This window comes from Hyphomonas adhaerens MHS-3 (genome assembly GCF_000685235.1).
In the GTDB taxonomy this organism is placed as follows: Bacteria; Pseudomonadota; Alphaproteobacteria; order Caulobacterales; family Hyphomonadaceae; genus Hyphomonas; species Hyphomonas adhaerens.
In genome coordinates, this window is record NZ_ARYH01000001.1 from 1,753,513 (window position 1) to 1,774,002 (window position 20,490).

22 protein-coding genes and 1 tRNA gene are annotated in these 20,490 nt (G+C 60.7%); 14 read left to right on the plus strand and 9 right to left on the minus strand.

Features of this window, described 5'->3' with window-relative positions; all coding sequences use genetic code 11:
• The first annotated feature begins 13 nt into the window (after positions 1 to 13).
• Positions 14 to 445 (plus strand): GtrA family protein, encoded by a 432-nt coding sequence (locus tag HAD_RS08600; protein WP_035570522.1) that lies wholly within the window; start codon positions 14 to 16, stop codon positions 443 to 445.
• A 13-nt stretch (positions 446 to 458) separates the two neighbouring features.
• Here HAD_RS08600 and HAD_RS08605 read toward each other — a convergent pair whose 3' ends face one another.
• On the minus strand, positions 459 to 1,367 hold the full coding sequence (locus tag HAD_RS08605) for a class I SAM-dependent methyltransferase (protein ID WP_051596047.1): 909 nt from the start codon (positions 1,365 to 1,367) through the stop codon (positions 459 to 461).
• Positions 1,368 to 1,592: 225 nt separating this feature from the next.
• Between HAD_RS08605 and phhA the strand changes: the two genes are divergently transcribed.
• The 4 genes from phhA to HAD_RS17945 all read left to right on the plus strand — a co-directional run bounded on the left by phhA (position 1,593) and on the right by HAD_RS17945 (position 5,006).
• The gene (gene phhA / locus HAD_RS08610; RefSeq protein ID WP_035570523.1) at positions 1,593 to 2,459 is read left to right on the plus strand and encodes a phenylalanine 4-monooxygenase; all 867 of its coding nucleotides are present in this window, start codon (positions 1,593 to 1,595) and stop codon (positions 2,457 to 2,459) included.
• A gap of 114 nt (positions 2,460 to 2,573) precedes the next feature.
• Positions 2,574 to 3,530: a UDP-glucuronic acid decarboxylase family protein gene (locus HAD_RS08615; RefSeq protein WP_035570524.1), complete on the plus strand. Its 957-nt coding sequence runs from the start codon at positions 2,574 to 2,576 to the stop codon at positions 3,528 to 3,530.
• Between the two features lie 49 nt (positions 3,531 to 3,579).
• On the plus strand, positions 3,580 to 4,584 hold the full coding sequence (locus HAD_RS08620) for a glycosyltransferase family 2 protein (RefSeq protein ID WP_084331841.1): 1,005 nt from the start codon (positions 3,580 to 3,582) through the stop codon (positions 4,582 to 4,584).
• Between the two features lie 2 nt (positions 4,585 to 4,586).
• A complete protein-coding gene (locus tag HAD_RS17945) occupies positions 4,587 to 5,006 on the plus strand; it encodes a GtrA family protein (protein WP_051596049.1) in 420 nt (139 codons plus the stop codon).
• 17 nt (positions 5,007 to 5,023) lie between these two features.
• On the opposite strand, the gene HAD_RS08630 is transcribed toward HAD_RS17945, so the two are convergent.
• Entirely contained in the window at positions 5,024 to 5,671 is a 648-nt protein-coding gene (locus tag HAD_RS08630; protein ID WP_051596050.1) for a hypothetical protein, read from the minus strand.
• Positions 5,672 to 5,714: 43 nt separating this feature from the next.
• A tRNA-Ile gene (locus tag HAD_RS08635) sits at positions 5,715 to 5,791 on the minus strand.
• Positions 5,792 to 5,927: 136 nt separating this feature from the next.
• Between HAD_RS08635 and galE the strand changes: the two genes are divergently transcribed.
• Positions 5,928 to 6,947 (plus strand): UDP-glucose 4-epimerase GalE, encoded by a 1,020-nt coding sequence (gene galE / locus HAD_RS08640; protein ID WP_035570525.1) that lies wholly within the window; start codon positions 5,928 to 5,930, stop codon positions 6,945 to 6,947.
• An 89-nt stretch (positions 6,948 to 7,036) separates the two neighbouring features.
• Positions 7,037 to 7,837, plus strand: a complete 801-nt coding sequence (locus HAD_RS08645; RefSeq protein ID WP_035570527.1) for an SIMPL domain-containing protein — start codon at positions 7,037 to 7,039, stop codon at positions 7,835 to 7,837.
• 18 nt (positions 7,838 to 7,855) lie between these two features.
• On the opposite strand, the gene HAD_RS08650 is transcribed toward HAD_RS08645, so the two are convergent.
• Entirely contained in the window at positions 7,856 to 8,818 is a 963-nt protein-coding gene (locus tag HAD_RS08650) for a KpsF/GutQ family sugar-phosphate isomerase (protein WP_035570529.1), read from the minus strand.
• Positions 8,819 to 8,877: 59 nt separating this feature from the next.
• Positions 8,878 to 10,077: a D-alanyl-D-alanine carboxypeptidase family protein gene (locus tag HAD_RS08655; RefSeq protein WP_051596051.1), complete on the minus strand. Its 1,200-nt coding sequence runs from the start codon at positions 10,075 to 10,077 to the stop codon at positions 8,878 to 8,880.
• 237 nt (positions 10,078 to 10,314) lie between these two features.
• Here HAD_RS08655 and HAD_RS08660 point away from each other — a divergent pair, with 237 nt between their 5' ends.
• The 6 genes from HAD_RS08660 (at position 10,315) to HAD_RS08685 (ending at position 16,066) form a co-directional block, all read left to right on the plus strand.
• Positions 10,315 to 10,740 (plus strand): phasin family protein, encoded by a 426-nt coding sequence (locus HAD_RS08660; protein WP_035570531.1) that lies wholly within the window; start codon positions 10,315 to 10,317, stop codon positions 10,738 to 10,740.
• Between the two features lie 175 nt (positions 10,741 to 10,915).
• A complete protein-coding gene (locus tag HAD_RS08665) occupies positions 10,916 to 11,326 on the plus strand; it encodes a DUF1499 domain-containing protein (RefSeq protein WP_035570533.1) in 411 nt (136 codons plus the stop codon).
• Between the two features lie 113 nt (positions 11,327 to 11,439).
• Complete coding sequence (gene clpS, locus HAD_RS08670) at positions 11,440 to 11,793, plus strand: ATP-dependent Clp protease adapter ClpS (protein ID WP_035570534.1); 354 nt, start codon at positions 11,440 to 11,442, stop codon at positions 11,791 to 11,793.
• 26 nt (positions 11,794 to 11,819) lie between these two features.
• Entirely contained in the window at positions 11,820 to 14,138 is a 2,319-nt protein-coding gene (gene clpA, locus HAD_RS08675; RefSeq protein WP_035570535.1) for an ATP-dependent Clp protease ATP-binding subunit ClpA, read from the plus strand.
• A 128-nt stretch (positions 14,139 to 14,266) separates the two neighbouring features.
• A complete protein-coding gene (locus HAD_RS08680) occupies positions 14,267 to 15,472 on the plus strand; it encodes a serine hydrolase domain-containing protein (protein ID WP_035570537.1) in 1,206 nt (401 codons plus the stop codon).
• Positions 15,473 to 15,538: 66 nt separating this feature from the next.
• Positions 15,539 to 16,066 carry a hypothetical protein gene (locus HAD_RS08685; protein WP_035570539.1) on the plus strand — a complete coding sequence of 176 codons (528 nt, stop codon included), beginning with the start codon at positions 15,539 to 15,541 and terminating at the stop codon, positions 16,064 to 16,066.
• A gap of 25 nt (positions 16,067 to 16,091) precedes the next feature.
• Here the strand turns inward: HAD_RS08685 and HAD_RS08690 are convergent, their stop codons facing one another.
• From HAD_RS08690 to HAD_RS08705, 4 genes are all read right to left on the minus strand, one after another.
• Entirely contained in the window at positions 16,092 to 17,351 is a 1,260-nt protein-coding gene (locus HAD_RS08690; protein WP_051596052.1) for a mechanosensitive ion channel family protein, read from the minus strand.
• A gap of 35 nt (positions 17,352 to 17,386) precedes the next feature.
• The gene (locus HAD_RS08695; RefSeq protein ID WP_051596053.1) at positions 17,387 to 18,004 is read right to left on the minus strand and encodes a pseudouridine synthase; all 618 of its coding nucleotides are present in this window, start codon (positions 18,002 to 18,004) and stop codon (positions 17,387 to 17,389) included.
• Positions 18,001 to 18,849: a 3-deoxy-8-phosphooctulonate synthase gene (kdsA, locus tag HAD_RS08700; protein ID WP_035570541.1), complete on the minus strand. Its 849-nt coding sequence runs from the start codon at positions 18,847 to 18,849 to the stop codon at positions 18,001 to 18,003. The genes HAD_RS08695 and kdsA overlap by 4 nt, the downstream gene beginning before the upstream one ends.
• 480 nt (positions 18,850 to 19,329) lie before the next feature.
• On the minus strand, positions 19,330 to 19,914 hold the full coding sequence (locus tag HAD_RS08705; protein ID WP_051596054.1) for an RcnB family protein: 585 nt from the start codon (positions 19,912 to 19,914) through the stop codon (positions 19,330 to 19,332).
• 135 nt (positions 19,915 to 20,049) lie between these two features.
• On the opposite strand from HAD_RS08705, the gene arfB reads away from it, so the two are divergent.
• Positions 20,050 to 20,487, plus strand: a complete 438-nt coding sequence (gene arfB / locus HAD_RS08710; RefSeq protein WP_035570543.1) for an alternative ribosome rescue aminoacyl-tRNA hydrolase ArfB — start codon at positions 20,050 to 20,052, stop codon at positions 20,485 to 20,487.
• Positions 20,488 to 20,490 lie beyond the last annotated feature (3 nt).

Sequence of the window (20,490 nt, forward strand, 5' to 3'; positions counted from 1 at the left end):
GGCGCGTTTGGTCATGCCGTCTGTCTCCAGTCTGGCGCGCGAGGTCTATAATCGCATACCGGTTTCGGTGAAGCGGTTTGCGGTCGCTGGCGGCGCGACGGTCGTCGTTGATGCGATTGCGTATTCCCTTTTCCTCAAGATTGGCGTGCCAATTGATATTGCCAAGGCAAGCGGTCTCGTCGTTGCAACGATCTTTGCTTATACGGTAAATCGGAACTGGACTTTCTCAGGCTCAGAAGGAAGCTGGAAAAGCATCATCCTTTTCCTGGTGCTGTATGTTTTTGCATCCGCGTCAAATGTGATCGTGAACCGGCTCGTGATCGACGCAATCACGAGTTTCCGTTTTGTCATTCCGGTTGCATGGTTCATCGCCACCGGGACATCCGCAACCATCAACTATCTCGGTATGCGGTTCATCGTGTTCCCGGTTCGCAAAGACACCTGAAGGCAACGATCAATCAGGTTTTTTTCAGGATCGTGTTGAATTCATTGTAGCCGTGAGGGGTGTTATAGACCCGTTCGACGGTGAAGTTGCAGGCTTTCCGGACAGACTTGTTGTTCATCAGTTTGCGGAAGCTTTCCGGTGTGTAGAACCAGGTGTGCACGTCGACATAGCCTCCGTCGGCCTCTTCCAGTTGACGTTCTGCTTCTTTCAGGCGGTCGTCGAAATCCGTCCGTGGGACGGGGCCGTGATCGCCGGCCCAGTGTGCGGCCGGGTTGTTGTGGGTCGAAAGCGTGTAGTGGGCAATCACCGCATCGCGCCCATGTACCTTGCGCTGCTCCTCGTGCGCCTTCAGCACTTCGCCCGGCTGGGTCGGCTCGCGATAATAGTCGAAGGTGAAGCGCATATCCGGAATGGTCAGCATGTACACGCCGCCCGGGTTCAGGATGCGGTGAACCTGTTGGAGGTGCGCAATCATGTCAGGCGTGTGCTCGATACAGTGCGCGCTGTAGACCACATCGAAGCCCGGCGGCACGACGGACAGGTCGCCCGTGGGCGAAACATATTCGATCCGCACGGGCTCGATGACCGGGTAATTGTGTTCCTTGGCCCGCTGGCGCAGCCCGTCCGGGTCAAGGACATCGAAATACTGGATGTTGTCGCCGCGTAGGGTCGGGGCGGTGAACGGGCCGATTTCCAGGACTTTCGCGTCTGGGGCGATGCCGGAGACGAACGCGAATCTGAGGTCGGCAGGGCTGCCCGTGCGGCCTTCGTCGCGGCCATGCCGGTCATAGTGGGATCGCAAGGCGCTGTCTGAAAGGTGCTGAAGGTCAGGGAACAGGCATCGGTAGTATTTGGGGATGCACTCATCCGGCAGCTCGCCCGTTTCGACGAACGCCTTCGCAAGGTTTTCAAAATGGATCATGGCGCCGCCGGAATACCCTCGAACTGATTTGCGACCTTATAGCAACGGTGTGAATCTTTGCCACTACAGGATGCCTGTTCGGCCGCTTCGCGTCGCGTGTCGGGTGTACGCCGGGCAACGCTGTCCGGCAATCCGCCAGGCGGAGCCGATTTGCATATGGTTACAAAAGAAACTAAATTGCACCTTTCGCGCCCTGCCTGCAGATGGCGCTCCTGGAGATTTGCTATGACGGCCAGCGATCCACGTCCGAAGAACAGATATGCCACCGCGCCTCGCGCGGCCGACTACACGATCGATCAGGCGTGGCAGACCTATTCCCGCGAGGAGCACGACCGTTGGGACCGGCTTTTCCACCGGCAGAAGGCGGTCACCAGGGGCAGGGCCTGCACGGCGGCCCTGGAGGCAATGGACAAGCTTGAGCTGTCTGCATCGGGCATCCCGCACATGGGCGAGCTTTCCGACAAATTGCAGAAGCTGACAGGCTGGCAGGTCGTGCCTGTCGCCGAGCTGGTTCCGGACGATGTGTTTTTCAATCATCTGGCGAATCGCCGGTTCCCCGCAGGGGCCTTTATCCGCCCCGAGGCGGAGTTCGACTATCTGCAGGAACCCGACGTCTTCCACGATATTTTCGGCCATGTACCGATGCTGGCCAATCCGGTGTTTGCGGACTTCATGGAGGCCTACGGCAAGGGCGGACAACGTGCGATGCGCCTCGGCCAGTTGCACAATCTTGCACGGCTCTACTGGTATACTGTGGAATTCGGCCTGATCCGCGAAGCTGAGGGCCTGCGCATCTACGGCGCCGGAATTCTCTCCAGCCCGCAGGAGACGGTGTTCGCGCTGGAAGACGACAGCCCCAACCGCATCGGCTTCGATGTGCAGCGTCTGATGCGCACAAATTACATCATCGACGATTTCCAGCAGACCTATTTCGTCATCGACAGTTTCGAAGCCCTGCTCGATGCGTGTTACCAGGATTTCGGCTCGGTCTACCATGATGTGAAGGGGAAGACGGATTTCGAACCGTTCCAGGTCGTGTCCGGCGACGAGGTCCTTCATCGCGGAACGCATGCCTATTTCGAGGACGCCTGATCTTCCGGAATAAAGGGGAGCTGCCGCAGGCTGATAGGACGGCTTGTTCCAACCAGACCTAGAGGATAGGTTCCGCCCGCTGGTTCGGCACTTGTGATTCAGGCTAGGTTTTTCATGCATTATGTCCCCCGTATTCTTGTCACCGGCGGTGCCGGCTTCATTGGCTCGTTTCTCTGCGAGCGCCTGCTGGAGACGGGGGCGGAAGTGCTCTGCGTGGACAATTTCTTTACCGGCCGCCGCTCGAACGTCGCCCACCTGATGGAAAACCCGCGCTTCGAGATCATGCGGCATGACGTGACCTTCCCGCTCTTCGTGGAGGTCGACCAGATCTACAACATGGCCTGTCCGGCCAGCCCGATCCACTACCAGTTCGACCCTGTGCAAACCACGAAAACCAGCGTGCACGGCGCCATCAACATGCTGGGCCTGGCCAAGCGGACCAAGGCGAAGATTCTCCAGGCGTCCACGTCGGAAGTATACGGCGATCCGGACGTTCACCCGCAGCAGGAAGAATACTGGGGCAATGTGAACCCGATCGGCATCCGCTCCTGCTATGACGAGGGCAAGCGCTGTGCCGAGACCCTGTTCTTCGACTATCACCGCCAGCACGATGTGAAGATCAAGGTGGCCCGGATCTTCAACACCTACGGTCCGCGTATGCATCCAAACGATGGTCGCGTCGTGTCGAACTTCATCGTACAGGCCCTGCGCGGCGACGACATCACGCTCTATGGCGACGGCCAGCAGACGCGCAGCTTCTGCTATGTGTCTGATCTGGTGGACGGGCTGATCCGGCTGATGAATTCCGACGATGACGTCACCGGGCCCATCAATCTCGGCAATCCCGGCGAGTTCAGCATGCTGCAGCTGGCCGAGAAAGTGCTGGAGCTTACCGGTTCGTCTTCCAAGATCGTCCATAAACCGCTGCCGCAGGACGATCCGCGCAAGCGCCGCCCGGACATCACGCGTGCCAAGGAAGTGCTGGAGTGGGCACCCACGGTGAAGCTGGAAGACGGCCTGCGTCCGACGATTGAATATTTTACCGCCGAGATCAGCCAGCTGGCATCCTGAACTGACTGGCACAGTCCGGTTCGCGAACTCAAAGAAGGCGAATGTGTCCATGAGCACTAACAAGACCATGGCGATCGTGACCCCGGTTCTCAATGACTGGGCGTCCTTTGCCATGCTGGTGAAAGACATCGCCCAGCAGGACAGCCTGGCTGCCTACGACATCACGGTCGTCGCGGTTGATGACGGCTCGACCGTGATCGAGCCGCCGCCGCCGTCCAGCCTGACAGGACCGGTAAAGCGGGTCGTCGTCATTGAGTTGAACGCCAATCAGGGGCACCAGCGGGCGATTGCGCTTGGCCTCGCTCATGTGCACCAGACGCTGAAGCCGGATGTCGTCATCGCCATGGACAGTGATGGGGAGGATGTTCCATCCGACATCGGATCCATGATGGATCTCAGCGCCGAAAAGCCGGGCACGCTCATCGTTGCACAGCGGGCCAAGCGGTCCGAGAACATCATCTTCAAAACGTTCTATGGCGTTTACAAGCTGGCCTTCCGCCTGCTGACGGGCAAGCTGATCTCGTTCGGGAATTTTTCCCTGATCCCGGCAGACCGCGTGCCGAACCTGATCTTCAATTCAGGCATCTGGAACAATTTTGCCGCGACCATGCTGAAAAGCCGGGTTCCGATCGATTTCGTGCCAACCCATCGGGGGACACGTTACCAGGGCGAGTCGAAGATGAATTTCACCTCGCTCATGATCCACGGGTTTTCGGCCATCTCCGTTTTCACGGATGTCGTCATTGGGCGGATCATCCTGGGCCTCGTCGGAACCAGCGTGCTCGCCGCGCTTCTGGTTTGTCTCGTCGTGTTCATGAAGTTCTTCACCACGGCATTCGTCCCCGGCTATGCGACGAACGTCATCCTGTTCGTGCTGACCGTGCTGGCGCTGACCCTGTTCACCGGTTTTCTTCTCGTCCTGTCGCTGCTGGCAGGCCGGGACAAGCAGAGCGCCCTGCCCACGGACCTGTTCGGCAAACTGGTTCGCCAGATCCGGCAGATCGACGCGGAGACGCTTGTTGAGGTTTCCGCGAAAAGCAGTGCAGGGGCCTGAACTTGCTGGCGAAATTCCTGTCCCCGGCATTTATCGCGCGCACATTCCGTTTCGCGATCGTCGGGATTGCCAGCACGATCATCTATGCGGCGCTCGCCTTCGGGCTGCTGGCTGCAGGCTTTGCGACGCTGTGGGCGCACTCCATCGCTTATGTGATCAGCATTCTGGCCTCCTATGCGGGCCAGAAAGTCTTCACGTTCGGCATTCGCGGCCAGCACCGGCGCAACATGCCCCGCTTCATCATCGCGACGATCGGCCTGGCTGTGACGCAATTCCTGCTGGTCGCGTTGCTGGAATTCCTGAAGGTCGACCCGAGGATCACGCTGGCGATCAGCACGCTCTATTATCCACCGGCCAGTTTTGTCGTTCACAATCTCTGGACGTTCCGCGGCTCATCCAGTCAGCCGGCTACGGAGGCCTGACGCAGGCCCAGCTGGAATCAGGGCGCCACAGGCGGGCAGGTCGTATCCACGACGGCCGCCTTGCCCGCGAACGGATCTGTCAGCTGGTCTGAGACCTCTCCCATCAGAACGCGCTTACGCGGCAACAATGTCTTGCGGTACCAGTTGGCGAACCGCGACAGGCGCTTGCCTTTCGGAGTCAGGATCACGCAGCCGTTTTCGATGTTCACGGTGCCGGACGTCACCTGTTCCGTCATGCGGACATCCACGAGCCGGAATTCCGGCATGTATTCCTTCACGAAGATTTCCGGCATCTTTGCCTCTGCGACCCGCCCGCCCCGCTGGTCGATCTTCTGGACGATATAGATGGACAGGGACCGGTCGATCACCGTTGGTCCCATCACGGCGTAGAGCATGATGAGGATAAAGCTGGCGATTCCGACAAGGCCGAACTCGGTCGAAAGCAACGGACCTTTCCTGAGGCGGAACCAGCCATACGGCCCCAGCACGAGAAGCCCGGCGATCAGCGCATCCCAGATGCAGGCATAAAGTATCACGCTGACCTGGATATTCTGGAAATGGATGTAGTTCACGATCAGGAACACAAGACCGAAGGCGCCCGAGAGCAGCGTCATTTCGATCAGTTTCGCTTTCACGCCGCTGCCCTGTGCAGTCAGTTCGTTCATCTGTGACAGTCCTTCGTGATGCGTCCGCGTGCGGAGATGCTGATGGTGGGCCCGGCAGGATTTGAACCCGCGACCAAACCGTTATGAGCGGTCCGCTCTAACCAACTGAGCTACAGGCCCACCGAAACATTCGTTTAGGCGGCTGCCGCGCGCCTTGCAATGGGCCTGATGAATCCGATCGAATCCCGTAACGGAGTCTTACCGCTCTTGTGGTTAACACCCTGAAACCCGGCGTAATTCTTGCTAGGCAGGGGCCATGACACGCGTACTTGTAACCGGCGGTGCCGGATATATCGGATCGCACACCTGCGTGGAGCTTGTCTCACGCGGCTACGAACCCGTGATCGTGGACAATTTCGTCAATTCCTCGCCCAAGGCGATCGACCGGATCTGCCAGCTGACCAATCGTCCGGTGGACTGGTACGAGGCCGATGTGCGCGACACGGCCCGCATCGCCGAGATCATTGCGAAGCATGAATGCGAGGCGGCCATCCATTTTGCCGGGCTGAAGGCGGTGGGCGAGTCGACCGAGAAACCGCTCGAATATTACAGCGCCAATGTCATGGGCACGCACAGCCTGATTGAGGCGATGCTGCAGTCCGGCGCCAGCCAGATCGTGTTTTCGTCCAGCGCGACCGTCTATGGCGAGCCGGAATTCCTGCCCTATACCGAATCCCATCGGCTGCGCCCGACCAATCCCTATGGCAATACCAAGCTCACTGCGGAAATGCTGCTGAACGACGTGGCCGGATCGGGCGCCCTGACGGATGTCGCGATCCTGCGCTATTTCAATCCGATTGGTGCGCATCCAAGCGGCATGATCGGGGAAGACCCGAACGATATTCCGAACAACCTGATGCCTTATGTGGCGCAGGTGGCCGTCGGCCGCCGGCCGCATCTCAACGTGTTCGGCAATGACTATGACACGGCCGACGGGACCGGCGTGCGTGACTATCTTCACGTCGTGGACCTTGCCCGCGCCCATGTGCTGGCACTCGACCGGTTCAAGCATACGCATGGCCCCTTTACCGTGAATCTTGGCACCGGCAACGGCTCCTCCGTCCTGGATGTCGTGCGGGCGTTCGAAGCGGCTTGCGGCAAGTCCATCGCCATGGAATTTGCGCCGCGCCGGGCAGGCGACATCGCTGCCTTCTGGGCCGACCCATCCCTGGCGCACGAGCTGCTCGGCTGGCACGCGGAGCTGACGCTGGAAGACATGTGCCGCGATCAGTGGGCCTGGCAGAGTCAGAATCCGCAAGGGTATGAAGCTGCCTGATTTGGTGTCGGTCTGAGACACAATCGGAACAAGATTGCCTCCCAGAGTGTTCCGTAGAACACTCGGATTTATACCATAGGGAGATTCTCATGCGCCGATTTTTGCCCCTCTTTACATCCACTGCCGCCCTGGCCCTGATCCTGCCGCAGGCGGCCTGCGCGCAGATGCAGGGCCCGGCTCTCGGCCTCACCCAGCAATCGGTGGCGGGTGCCTATCAGGCGCCGAACTCGATCCAGCCTGAAACCACGCTTTCGATCACGGCGCAGGCGACCGTGAAGCGGGAACCCGACATTGCCTACATCAATGCCGGCGTTCAGGCCGAAGGTGACACCGCGACGGAGGCCATGGAATCGCAGGCCGAGGCCATGACCAGCGTGTTCGACGCCCTGGAAACGGCGGGCGTCGCCGAGAAAGACATGCAGACATCCAATTTCTCACTCTGGCCGCGCTACACTTATATCGAGACCAAGCTGAAGGACGGCTCGTCCCGCGGGGAGCAGAAGCTGATCGGCTATACGGCCTCCAACCAGCTGACCATCAAGGTGCGGGATCTCGACAATCTGGGCGCAATGCTCGACAGCCTGGTGAAGGCGGGTGGCAACACGTTCAATGGCCTGAACTTCGCGCTCGACGACAATACCGAGGTACGTAACGAGGCCCGCCGCGAAGCCATGGCCCAGGCCCGTGCCCGGGCAGACCTTTATGCCGAAGCGGCCGGTCTGCGCGTGATGCGCATCGTGACAATCAGTGAAAGCGGCAACTACTCGCCCTCACCCATGCCGATGGCGCGTATGGAAGTCATGGCGTCCGACAAGGCGAACACACCGATGGCTGGCGGCGAGGTTGGCTACAATGCGACGGTGAACGTGGTCTTCGAACTCGGCCAGTAAGGTTCGGCATCAGCCGGATCAGACATACCCTTCGGCAAGCAGGTCCTTCATATCGATGATGCCGACCGGCTTGCCGTCGACTGTCACAAAGGCGTTTGAGATCCGCTGGGCCGTGAAGGTCTTGATGACCGTGGACATGCGGTCGTCCGGGCTCAGCGCCTTCGGGTCCGGCGTCATGACATCGGCCGCCGTTCCGGCGAGCTTGCCGGCGAGCATGGCGCGGCGCAGGTCGCCATCAGTGACCATGCCGACCAGCTTGCCATCCGCGTCGGTCACGCCGACGCAGCCCTTGCGGCCTTCGGAGACAGCCAGGATCACGTCCCGGACATCGGCAGACGCGCTGATGATCGGCATATGATCCGTTTTAGTCTCGATATAGTCGCCTGCAGTCTGCAGGGAGCGGCCGAGTTTGCCGCCCGGATGACGGAAGCCGAACTCCTCCCGCGAGAAGCCCCGGCGGGCCATGAGCACAATGGTCAGCGCATCGCCCAGCGCCAGCGCCATGGTCGTGGATGAGGTTGGCGCCAGGCCATTCGGGCAGGCTTCGGCCACGTCCGGCATTTCCAGCAGCACGTCAGACGCCCTGCCCAATGTCGATTCGGCCGAGCGCGTCATGCCAATGAGCGGGATGTTGTTGCCTTTGCAGAACCGCAGCAGGTCCACCAGTTCCCGGCTTTCGCCGGAATAGGAAATCGCGATCACGACAGAGCCGGGGACGACCATACCAAGGTCGCCATGGCTGGCTTCGGTCGGGTGCAGGAAGAAGCTCGGCGTGCCGGTCGAGGCGAGGCTGGCGGCGATCTTCTGGCCGATATGTCCGGACTTGCCGACGCCCGCGACGATCACATGCCGGTCGGTCGCCATGATCCGGTCTGCGGCTTCAGCGATGGAGGGGCCGATACTGGCTTCCAGCTGTTCAAGCGCATCCCGCTCAATGCGGATTGTGTTGCGGGCGAGGTCTTGATCGGATTCCTGGGCCACGGGCGCTGCTCCTGCTGGATCGGCGCGTGTTTTCCGGCAAGCCGGACGCCGTGACAACCCTACTTGGCCAGTTGGCGGCGGCGATACTCGTCCGGCGAGAAGGCCGGGGCGTCCGCAGCGGGCGCTTCGGCATAGTAGCGGCCGAGCGAGGTTGTCTCCGGATCGATCGGCAGGGATTGCTCGGGCTCAGGCGCCGACTCGGCGACCAGAACCGGTGCATCCATGGCGGGAATGACTGGGGTATCGTCGGCATCGCCCTGGGCCGATCCGGTCAGCTGATTGTCGTTGGCGGCCAGTTTTTGTGCAGCCGCTTCGGTCGCGAGGATCACCGACAATGGCTTGCCGTTCAACATGGGTTCGGCCGCCGCTTCCGGGCTCAGCGGTTCTTCCAGCATGGCGAAGGCGAGGCGGGTGCGCAGTTCCGGGTCGTCCGCCGGCAGCGTGTAGGAGCTGAAGGCGGCTTCAAGCAGGGCTTCGACGTGACGGTCGCGGGCGCGGGCTGTGGTGCCGCCGAGCATGATGGCAATGATCCGGTGTCCGTCGCGCTTGGCCGAGGCCATCAGGTTGAAGCCCGACGCGCGGGTGTAGCCGGTCTTGATGCCGTCCACGCCGTTCACATCACCCAGAAGGTTGTTGTGGTTCTTGTAGGTCTTGCGGCCCCAGGAGAATTTCTCGGTCGCGAAATAGTGATAATAGTCGGCATGGTCGGTCAGCATGGCATCGGCCAGCACGGCCATGTCGCGGGCCGTGGTCAGCTGGCGCGTATCCGGCAGGCCGGATGCGTTGACGAAACGCGTATTCTCCAGGCCAAGCGCCTTGGCTTTCACGGTCATCAGCTGAGCGAAACGGCGTTCGGTGCCTCCGAGACGTTCGGCGACCACGACAGCGACGTCGTTTGCGGACTTGGTGACAAGGGCGCCGATCGCATCGCGTACCTTGATGGTGGAGCCGGTTCTCAGTTTGAGATTCGATGGAGCCTGCGATGCTGCAAAACGGGACACCGTCATACGCTCATCAAGGGTGACCTCGCCGCTCTTGAGGGCGTCGAACAGCATGTAGAGTGTCATGACCTTGGTCAGCGAGGCCGGATAGCGCGGTTCATCGGCATGCCGGTCGTGAAGCACCTGCTGGGTGTCGGCGTCGATGACGATTGCGGCGTATTTTTCAGCCAGGGCAGTCCCGCCGCCGAACGCCATGACCGTCAGGATCGCTGCGGTGCAAACGGCTCGGTTCAGGGCTGCGAGTGCGCGCAGGAACATTCAGGTCTCCCGATTGTTAATCCCGGCCCTCCGGGATTTAACTTAGAATCGTGCAAATCCCTTGACCACACCTTAACGGCAGATGGAGGCACGGATTGCGAAATCGTAATGGAACCGATGCAAATAACGTGCAGACTGCCTTATGTTGCAGCGCACAAAAATATGTTGCGGAAGCGAAGGAAAAAGCGTATAAGCTCCCCTAGGGTAAGCGCAGGGTAGTTTATAAAGGAACGATCGATGACCAAGGCAAAGACAGCTAGCACCGCAAAGCGCGCAAAGGCCGAAGCCAGCGCAGCTACGGACACAACCACCAAGATGCTGGGCGAAGGCATGGAACAGTTTTCCGGATTTGCCGGCATGTTTGGCGATTATGCCGAAACCGGTCTGAAAGCTTTCAGCGAGCGCACCGCGGCTTCGACCGACATGGCGCGCGAGATCGGCAGCCGGAACATGGACTTCTTCACCAAGTCGCTTGAGCAGAGCGTTGAAGTCACACAGGCGATCACTTCCGCAAAAGATGTGCGCGAAGTGATGGAAATTCAGGCCGGATTTGCGAAAAACATGTTTTCCGCATATACAAAAGAAATGAACGCCCAGGCAGAACTTTGCATGTCTGCATGGCGCAGCGCCGCCAAGCCTTTCATGGGCTTCGCTGCGAAATAAGCTTCTGGGATCGGGCCACACCGCCTGATTGTAGAGTGCAGTAGACTGGAAAGAGCCGGACCTGATTGGTCCGGTTCTTTTGTTCCGGGGGCACGATTCGGCCGGTCCGGCCCCAAGCTGCAGGCCCGAAAAAAACCGGATTGGCCAGTCTGACACAACGGGATTAGATGCCACCATGTCACGTCTACCTGATCTGATTGAGTTTCCCGCGCTGAAGCGCCCCGCACGGCCGAACAATTGCCTGATCGCTCCGGAAGGCTTTGCCGGCATGGTGCGGGTTGATGAAACGGCACCTGTTTTCGACAAGACGCCAAAGCAGGTTTTTGACGTCGTGATGGACCTGGTGCTGGAGCGGGTGGAGTGGCGTTTACGTGCGTCAGACCCGGATACGCTGCGAATTTCGTTCATCGCGGTGACGCCACTGCTTAAATTCAAGGACGATGTTTATGTCCAGGCCGTGCCGGTGGACGGTGAGGCCGGCCGGTCCAGCGTGGCCATATATTCCGGTTCGCGCATTGGGTATTCCGATCTCGGAACCAACGAAAAACGGGTGAAGGAACTGCTCGAATTGATAGGTACACGTTGAGCACGCATGCCTTAAAAGCAGGCAGGAAATGAATTTGCCGCGTGTTACATCTTCAATCTCGCCCTGAACCGTATATCTTAAGAGTCATGAGCAAGGGCATTCCGCATTACCGAATGAACGATCCCGAGCCGCCGGCACCGCCCGGCGACGGAGGAACAGGCGACGACGGGATCGAGTATGGCCTGTCCACGCAGACCCGCGTGCGCACCAAGAAGCCCTCGCTCTATCGCGTGCTGTTGCTCAATGATGACTACACGCCGATGGAATTCGTCGTGTTCATTCTCGAGCGGTTTTTCAATCGCTCGCGAGAGCAGGCGACCCGCATCATGCTTCACGTGCATCAGAAGGGCGTCGGCCTGTGCGGGGTCTACACATATGAGGTGGCCGAAACAAAGGTTGCCCAGGTGCTTGACCTTGCGAAACGGCACGAACACCCTCTCCAATGTGTCATGGAGAAAGACGACTAGACCTCTAACCCCGGAAGGCTTCCACATTGCCACGCTTGTCCCCCTCCTTGGAAACGGCTCTCGAAAAGGCCCTCACTCTGGCCTCCGAACGCGAGCATGAGTATGCAACGCTCGAGCATCTCTTGCTGGCCCTGACAGATGATGAGCACGCCAAGGAAGTGATGGGGGCCTGCAAGGTCGATATAGAAGTCCTGACCGCAGAGCTCGTCCGCTACATTGATGACGAACTGACCAGCCTGATCGTCGAAGACGGCGAAGGCCGCGTCCAGCCGACCGCCGCCTTCCAGCGGGTGGTCCAGCGCGCTATTCTGCACGTCGAAAGTTCCGGCCGGGATGAAGTGACCGGCGCGAATGTCCTGGTCTCCATCTTCTCCGAGCGTGAAAGCCACGCTGCCTACTTCCTGCAGGAGCAGGACATGACCCGCTATGACGCGGTCAACTTCATCTCGCATGGCGTGGCCAAGCAGCCGGGCATGTCCCGCCCGTCCAGCCCGCGCGGTGCAGAGCCTGCCGAAGAAGAGGCCGTGAAGCAGGGGCACGAGGCGCTCGATGCCTATTGCGTGAACCTCAATGCCAAGGCCCGTGCCGGCAAGATCGATCCGCTGATCGGCCGCGACATGGAAATCAACCGCTGCATCGAGGTGCTTTGCCGGCGGAACAAGAACAACCCAATTCTCGTGGGCGATCCCGGTGTCGGCAAAACGGCCATCGCGGAAGGCCTGGCCAAGAAGATTGTCGATGGCGAAGCGCCCGAAATCCTCAACGAAGCCATCATCTGGTCGCTCGACATGGGCGCCCTTCTGGCGGGGACCCGCTATCGCGGTGACTTCGAGGAACGCCTGAAGTCGGTCATGAAGGAGCTGGAGCAGCAGGAGAAAGCGATCCTGTTCATCGACGAGATCCACACGATCATCGGTGCGGGCGCGACCTCCGGTGGAGCCATGGATGCATCGAACCTGCTGAAGCCTGCCCTTCAAAGCGGCGGTCTGCGCTGCATGGGTTCGACCACGTTCAAGGAATACAAGCAGCACTTTGAGAAGGACCGGGCCCTGTCCCGCCGGTTCCGCAAGATCGACGTGGTGGAGCCGACTGTGGCGGATGCCATCAAGATCCTGACCGGGCTGAAGTCCCGCTTCGAGGATTTCCACGGCCTTCGCTACACGAATGACGCGATCAAATCGGCTGTGGAACTGTCCGACCGCTACATCACCGACCGCAAATTGCCGGACAAGGCGATTGATGTGGTCGATGAAGCCGGCGCAGCGCAATGGCTGCTCCCGGCGAGCAAGCGGAAGAAGACCGTCGGCGTGCGGGATGTCGAGGCCGTCGTGGCCAAGATTGCCCGCATTCCTCCGAAACAGGTATCGACCGACGATGCCGAAGCGCTCCGGTCGCTCGAGTCCGATCTCAAGCGCGTGGTGTATGGTCAGGATGAAGCCATTGAGGCGTTGTCTGCTTCGATCAAGCTGGCCCGTGCCGGCCTGCGCGAACCGAACAAGCCGATCGGCTCCTACCTGTTCGCGGGCCCGACCGGTGTCGGCAAGACCGAAGTCGCCAAGCAACTCGCCTCGATCATGGGCGTCGAGATGCTGCGCTTCGACATGTCGGAATACATGGAACGGCACACCGTTTCCCGCCTGATCGGCGCGCCTCCGGGCTATGTCGGCTATGACGAAGGCGGCCTGCTGACCGATGGCGTCGACCAGCACCCGCATTGCGTGCTGTTGCTCGACGAAATCGAGAAGGCTCACCCGGACCTGTTCAATATCCTGCTGCAGGTGATGGACAATGGCTCGCTCACCGATGCGAACGGCCGCAAGGTCGACTTCCGCAACGTGGTCGTCATCATGACGACCAATGCGGGCGCGTCGGATGCCGCGAAGAATGCCATCGGCTTCGGCGCCGGCAAGAAGGATGACGAGCAGGACGAGGCCATCAAGCGCCTGTTCACGCCGGAATTCCGCAACCGTCTCGATTCGGTGATCACCTTCGGTGGCCTGACCCCGGAAATCATCGACCGCGTGGTCGAGAAGTTCATCCTGCAGCTGGAAGTCCAGCTGGAAGACCGCAACGTCTCGATCGAGATCTCCAAGGCGGCCCGCGACTGGCTGGCCAAGCGGGGCTTCGACGCCGACATGGGCGCCCGGCCTCTGGCCAGGACGATCCAGGAACACGTCAAAAAGCCGATGGCGGAGGAACTCCTCTTCGGCGAGCTTCAGAAGGGCGGCGTTGTCCATATCGACATCGACAAGGACGACGACAGCAAGCTGGCCTTCAAATACGTGGCCGAAAAGCCGAAGAAGAAGAAACCGGCTGCCAAGAAAGGTTCTCAGGAACCTGCCTGACGCAACAGCAAATTAGTTGGCGGATTGCCGCGACGTTATGGGGCCGTGCCGGAAGGTACGGCCCTTTTCGTGCTCGCATCCTCCGGCACGGGTGCTTATGCTCGCGGGAAAATACCGGGAGGAAATAAATGTCCGATAGCCAGGTGCACGGCACATGCGATCCGCGCTTCGAGGAAGTGAAGCGCGAACTCGAAAAGAATCTTGCAGAGCGCGGCGAGGTCGGCGCGTCAGTCTGCCTGTCCGTGAATGGCGAAACGCTGGTGGACCTTTGGGGCGGCATGGCCAACCCCGAATCCAATGACCCCTGGCAGGAAGACACGATCTCCATCGTCTTCTCCTGCTCCAAGGCGGCGACGGCGATCTGCGCGCATATCCTGATCGACCGGGGCGAACTCGATCCCGATGCGCTGGTCTCGGAGTATTGGCCGGAATTTGCGAAGAACGGCAAAGAGAAGACCACGGTTCAGATGATGCTGAACCATGAAAGCGCCCTGCCAACCTTGCGCGATCCGGTGAAGCCGGGCGGGTTTGCCGATTGGGATTACATGGTCCAGCGCATGGCAGACGAGGAACCGTTCTGGGAACCCGGCACCCGCAATGGCTATCACATGATCAATTTCGGCTGGACGGTTGGCGAACTGGTGCGCCGCGTGTCCGGCAAGTCGCTCGGCACATTCTTCCGGGAAGAAGTGGCGGAGAAGACCGGCGCCCGCTTCTGGCTGGGCCTTCCGGAAACGGAAGATGTCCACATTGCCCCGATCCGCCAGTATGAGCCGAAGCCAGGCGACGAGGCGACGGAGTTCGGCATCAAGCTGATGACCGATCCGGAATCGATCCAGCACAAGAGCTTCATGAATACAGGCGGATGGGATTTCAATGACCGCAAGGGCCAGGCCGCTGAAATCGGCGGCGGTGGCGGCTTGTCAAACGCGCGCGGGCAGGTGGCGATGTACACACCGCTGGCCACCGATGACGGATCATTGGTGTCGGAAGACCGTCTCAACAACATGACCATGGTGTCGACGGCGACGCATCGTGATGCGACGCTGCTTATTCCGACGCGGTTTGCGTCCGGCTTCATGAAGTCGATGGACAACCGGAAGCGCAAGATGGGGCCGGGCACCAGCGCGATCATCGGCGAGCGGGCCTTCGGGCATGTCGGGGCCGGCGGGTCCATCGGGTTTGCCGATCCTGATTGCGGTCTCGCCTTCAGCTATACGATGAATCAGATGGGCAATGGCATTCTACTGAATGACCGTGGGCAGAGCCTGATCGATGCGGCCTACCGGTCGCTCGGTTATCGGACGAATGCCCCCGGTGCCTGGGTGAAATAGTCCGGATTTCCGGAATGGCCCGCCGCATGGTACGCTCGCCGCGAGGGTGGTGGAGGAACATGCGTGATGCGGTATGCCGGTCTGTGCTCAATACTCCTGCTGATACCCGCCGCGTGTGACGATGCGGCAGGGTCGGCTTATCCGGGTGGTTCGTCCCCGATTGCGGTCGAGGGGGCCGATCCGGAAACGCCGTCCCCAGAGGATTCGCGTAGCGAAACTGTAACAGATGCTGCAGGAACGGCAGATGTTTCCGCCTCCGCCGCAGCGGAGGATCTGGAGGCGCGGGCGGCATCGCTCGGCCTGACACAAGAGATGGATTTCACTTGCGTTAGCGAGGGCGGCAATGACGGCGACAGTGCGCATGTCGTGCTCTACGGCAATGAAGAGCTGGCCGCCGTGCTGATTCCCCGAAAGGTGAATGTGCCGCTTTACCTGGACTGTTCGCCCACACGGATCGGTCCGGAATGCAGCGATGGCGTGTTCACAGCACTGATCAACACGCTTGAGGACAAAGCCCGGTTTGACGGCCTCGATGACGCTGCGCCGCTGACCTGCACTCTGGTGCAGCCGGGGCGGCCGCCTGACGTGGAATAGGCGGCGCCGGCCTCACTGACCGCGATCAGCCATCGTCGTCGGCTTCGCCAATGCCGCGGCGTTTCCCGGTATTTTCGATCATTTGTTGTGCACGGGCCACGCCTTCGCTGCGGGCCGGCGGGGCCATGATTTCCGGCGGATCGGTTTGCTGCATGTAGATTGTCCGGCTCGGGAAGGCGAAGCCCGTGCCGGCCTTCTCGATGATGTCCATGACCACGACGGCAAACTCTTCCTTGATCGCGAGCCACTCGCCCCAGTTCTTCGTGTGGGTGAAGGTGTAGATGAGAAAGTCGATGGAGCTGGCGTTGAAATTGTCGACGCGCACGAACAGCGCCGCTTCAGGCGGTTTGACGAAGCGGTCATCATTCCACAGCCAGGCTTCGATCTCGTCCCGGATGTATTTCAGCTGCTCGACCGTTGTGCGGTATTCGACGCCGATGGCCCATTTGATCCGCCGGTAGGTCATGCGGGAAAAGTTCGTCACCGCGGCGTCTGACAGGGCGCTGTTGGGCACATAGACCGGGCTCTTGTCGAATCTGCGGATCAGGGTTGAGCGGAAATTGATTTTCTCCACCGTGCCTTCGACGACCCCGTCCACCTTGATCCATTCGCCCGGCACGAAACGTTTCTCGGTAATGATCAGGATGCCGGAGATCAGGTTCTTGAACAGGTCCTGCGCGCCAAGGCCGACGGCAATGCCCAGAACGCCAAGGCCGGCCAGGAGCGGCGCGATCTGGATGCCCCACTGTTCGGCCACAGCGCCGAGGCCCAGAACGACGAGAAGCACCTGAAGCGCTTTCACCATCCAGTCGACCGCCGCCGAAGACAGCGCGTTGCGCAGCGTGCCGAACAAGAACTCGAAGGCGTTCACGGCGCGGGCCAGGGTCCAGAACACGGCCAGCGTAATGACCGAGCGCAGGATGCGGTCGGCATAGACTTCCGCCTCGCCCGATATGTCGGTGACCTGAAGCGCGATATAAATGCCGATGATGACCGGTACGACCTTCAACGGCGTCGCGATCGAATTGACCAACGCATCGTCGAACCGTGTTTTGGTGCCGGCCGTGAGCCGCATGATGGAAGACACGATGATTCGCGCGAACAGGCCGCGCACCAGCAGCGCGATGACCACAATCAGGACAGCCGTAATGATCTCGCCATAGGTCAGGCCATAATTGCCCTGGTTCCAGATGGTGGCGATATAGCTCGCGGCGTCCCTCGCCCATTGCGGCGCATTCTGATCGAACCAGCCACCGATGGACTGGAACTGGGCGATATTTTCCATTCTGGTTCCCCTTGGGCTTGGTGTTCCCTGTGGTGTCAGTGGCGCAATCTGCCCCGACTCCTGTGTTTCGGCGGCTGCGGCACATGGCCCTCGCGCCACTCGCCGGGCTGGAGGTTGCCGAGTTCCCACTCGCCAATGCGAACCCGGACCAGCCGCAGCGTCGGATGGCCGACGGTGGCCGTCATCCGGCGGACCTGGCGGTTACGGCCTTCCGTGATGGTGAGTTCGATCCAGCTGTCGGGCACGGACTTCCTGTACCGGATCGGCGGCACGCGCGGCCAGAGGGTTTCCGGTGCGGGCAGGGCGCTGGCTTTCGCCGGTGCGGTCAGGCCATCGGAGAGGTCCACGCCGTCGCGCAGGCGCTGCAGGGCGGCCTCATCCGGCACGCCTTCCACCTGTGCCCAATAAGTCTTGGGCATCTTGTTCGCTGGATTGGCGATGCGGTGCTGCAGGCGGCCATCATTGGTGAGAATCATCAGGCCTTCGGAGTCCTGGTCCAGCCGGCCGGCCGGATAGACGCCCGGAATGTCGATCAGTTCCGACAGGGTGCGCCGCTTCGATCCGGCGTTTCCCCGGTCGGTGAACTGCGAAAGCACCCCGAAGGGTTTGTTCAGCAGGAGGAGCCGCGTTTCCTGATCGGTAGTCCGCGTCACGCAGCAACCACCTCGTGCACCGCCTTGAGGGTTGTCAGCAGGCCTTCGGCGTCAGAAATCGGCAGGCAGCTCGGCCCGTCGCACAGCGCCTTGTCCGGATCGGTGTGGAATTCGAGGAAGACGCCGTCCGCGCCAGCGGCAATGGCTGACTTGGCGATGATCGACACCCCGTCCCGGCGTCCGCCTGTGGAAGCGCCTGCCGTGCGCGGGTCGGCCCCTGGCAGCTGGACGGCATGAGTTGCGTCGATGGTCACCGGGCAGCCGAGTTTCTGCATCTCCGCAATGCCCAGCATGTCGACGACCAGATTGTTGTAACCGAAGCTGGAGCCGCGCTCGCAAAGGATCACGCCGACCTCGGCCGCCTCGCCGATCTTGGAGACAATATTCTTCGTGTCCCATGGCGCGATGAACTGGGCTTTCTTCACCTGCACGATGCCGCCAGCCGCTGCGGTGGCTTTTGCGGTGGCGACGACCAGGTCCGTCTGCCGGCAAAGGAAGGCCGGGATCTGGACGATGTCCACCACTTCGGCGACCGGTTCGGCCTGGCCGGGTTCATGCAGGTCCGCGCAGATCGGCACGCCCAGCTTGGCTTTGACACTCGCCAAGGTCTTCAGGCCCGATTCCATGCCCGGTCCGCGATAGGATTTGATCGAGGAACGATTCGCCTTGTCGAAGCTGGCCTTGAACACATAAGGCAGGCCGAGCGCAGCGCAGATCCGCTTCAGTTCCGTGCCGATTTCAAGGGCGAGTCCCTCATCTTCCAGCACGTTCAGGCCCGCGATCACGGACAATGGCTTTCCCGTCCCGATGGTCCATCCGGAGGCGGTGTGGGTGAGGACGGTCATTGGCGGTTCTCCCTTAAGAATCCTGCAAGCCAGATAGCCGAATAGCGCCCCGGCGCGAACCCGTTTCGGCCAGCGATGGGGCCGATAGAGCCTGAAAAGGCTGCCGGAATCAAAGAAGCCGCCCAGATGGGGGCGGCTTCCGTGAGTCCGTTGAGGACAATGGTCCCGGCAGCGTTTCAGCGTGCCGGTACAAATCTCTAGGCACTGACCGGAGGCTGCTCCAGCCAGACACCATAGGACTTGGACCACTTGGCCTCACCTGGTTTCTCACTCGACATGGATCACCTCCTTTCAGGCGCGCAACAGGCGCGTACTTTTTGTCCGGGACCATCCCGGACGACTCAGAGTTAAGCATGATTTGCGCCATGCAAAAGTTAAGAACGCGACTTTTTGGCCTAAATTTGCGTGATGAACAGAAAACGCCCGGATGCCGGGAAGACATCCGAGCGTTCACCAAGCGGGCAGGACGCCCGATCAGCCTTAATCGTAGGCGAGCGCGCCGACGACGAGGCCAATGATTGCGCCTGTGGCCACCGAGGCGAGAATCGCGTCGCCGCGATCATAGTCGTGCACCCAGTAATATCCGGGCGGTGGGGCATACAGGCCGTAAGAGGCATAATCGCGAATGTAGACCGTGCGCGGGTGCGGACGGTAATAGCCGCCGATCCGGTAGGGCGAGATATAGCCCGAGCGGAAATACGGCCCTGTCCTGTAGCCATAGGTCACGTAGGAGCTATAGCGAGGCGGGGGCGCATAGTACCGGGCAGGCGGTCGCCGGTAAGCATAGCGCGGGTGGTGATAGCTGCGGCGGTAATCATGGCGGTCACGCCGCTCATGTCGGTACTGCCGGTCAGTGCGGCGGTGGTCTCCACGGTAGTCGCGACGGTCTCCGCGGCGATAGTCTTGCCGACGGTCGTGATCCCTGCGGCCACGATCACCGCGGTCCCCGCGATCCCATCCACCCCGGTCACGGTCGCCCCGGTCGGCACTTGCGATGGGGGCGATGGTCAGGCCGGCAATGGCCAGCGCGGCCATGGCTTTTCCGAATGTGTTCATCAATTTCATGGCAGGCCGAGCCTCCGTTGAAATGGCCTGCCGCTGTGTGATTGGCTGGCCGTCAGGTTGTCGCGCATTGCGCATTGGAGCAAACCTACATTTTCCGGCCTGAACGGTCTCTGAACGAGGGGTTAAGCTTTATCCATGTCCGATTTCGGCGATCTTCGCGTGTCAGACAGCCTTACCGTGCCAGCCTGGGAGCTGTCCGAAGCCTTCGTGCGCGCGTCCGGGCCGGGGGGGCAGCATGTGAACAAGGTTTCCACCGCTGTGCAGCTGACCTGGCAGGTCGAGGCGTCGTCCCTGCCGGCGGAGGTCAAGGCGCGATTCGTGAAGCTGTTTGGCAGCCGGATGACCAATGACGGGCGCCTGATCCTCGAAGCCAGCAGCCATCGCAGCCAGGTGCTGAACCGGGAAGCCGCCCGGAAACGGCTGGCGGAGATGATTCTCAAGGCCAGCCACAAGCCCAAGCGGCGCATCCGCACCAAACCGACCAAAGGCAGCATCCGCCGCCGCATCGCGGCCAAGAAGCACCGGGGCGAAATCAAATCCCTGCGCGGGAATGTGGACCGGACAGACGATTAGGGA

Bases quoted from the DNA above. Each gene is read 5' to 3' on its own strand.
- HAD_RS08600 (WP_035570522.1), top strand. From the start codon at position 14: ATGCCGTCTGTCTCCAGTCTGGCGCGCGAGGTCTATAATCGCATACCG.
- HAD_RS08605 (WP_051596047.1), bottom strand. From the start codon at position 1,367: ATGATCCATTTTGAAAACCTTGCGAAGGCGTTCGTCGAAACGGGCGAG.
- phhA (WP_035570523.1), top strand. From the start codon at position 1,593: ATGACGGCCAGCGATCCACGTCCGAAGAACAGATATGCCACCGCGCCT.
- HAD_RS08615 (WP_035570524.1), top strand. From the start codon at position 2,574: ATGCATTATGTCCCCCGTATTCTTGTCACCGGCGGTGCCGGCTTCATT.
- HAD_RS08620 (WP_084331841.1), top strand. From the start codon at position 3,580: ATGAGCACTAACAAGACCATGGCGATCGTGACCCCGGTTCTCAATGAC.
- HAD_RS08630 (WP_051596050.1), bottom strand. From the start codon at position 5,671: ATGAACGAACTGACTGCACAGGGCAGCGGCGTGAAAGCGAAACTGATC.
- galE (WP_035570525.1), top strand. From the start codon at position 5,928: ATGACACGCGTACTTGTAACCGGCGGTGCCGGATATATCGGATCGCAC.
- HAD_RS08645 (WP_035570527.1), top strand. From the start codon at position 7,037: ATGCGCCGATTTTTGCCCCTCTTTACATCCACTGCCGCCCTGGCCCTG.
- HAD_RS08655 (WP_051596051.1), bottom strand. From the start codon at position 10,077: ATGTTCCTGCGCGCACTCGCAGCCCTGAACCGAGCCGTTTGCACCGCA.
- HAD_RS08660 (WP_035570531.1), top strand. From the start codon at position 10,315: ATGACCAAGGCAAAGACAGCTAGCACCGCAAAGCGCGCAAAGGCCGAA.
- HAD_RS08665 (WP_035570533.1), top strand. From the start codon at position 10,916: ATGTCACGTCTACCTGATCTGATTGAGTTTCCCGCGCTGAAGCGCCCC.
- clpS (WP_035570534.1), top strand. From the start codon at position 11,440: ATGAACGATCCCGAGCCGCCGGCACCGCCCGGCGACGGAGGAACAGGC.
- HAD_RS08680 (WP_035570537.1), top strand. From the start codon at position 14,267: ATGTCCGATAGCCAGGTGCACGGCACATGCGATCCGCGCTTCGAGGAA.
- HAD_RS08685 (WP_035570539.1), top strand. From the start codon at position 15,539: ATGCGGTATGCCGGTCTGTGCTCAATACTCCTGCTGATACCCGCCGCG.
- HAD_RS08690 (WP_051596052.1), bottom strand. From the start codon at position 17,351: ATGGAAAATATCGCCCAGTTCCAGTCCATCGGTGGCTGGTTCGATCAG.
- kdsA (WP_035570541.1), bottom strand. From the start codon at position 18,849: ATGACCGTCCTCACCCACACCGCCTCCGGATGGACCATCGGGACGGGA.
- HAD_RS08705 (WP_051596054.1), bottom strand. From the start codon at position 19,914: ATGAAATTGATGAACACATTCGGAAAAGCCATGGCCGCGCTGGCCATT.
- arfB (WP_035570543.1), top strand. From the start codon at position 20,050: ATGTCCGATTTCGGCGATCTTCGCGTGTCAGACAGCCTTACCGTGCCA.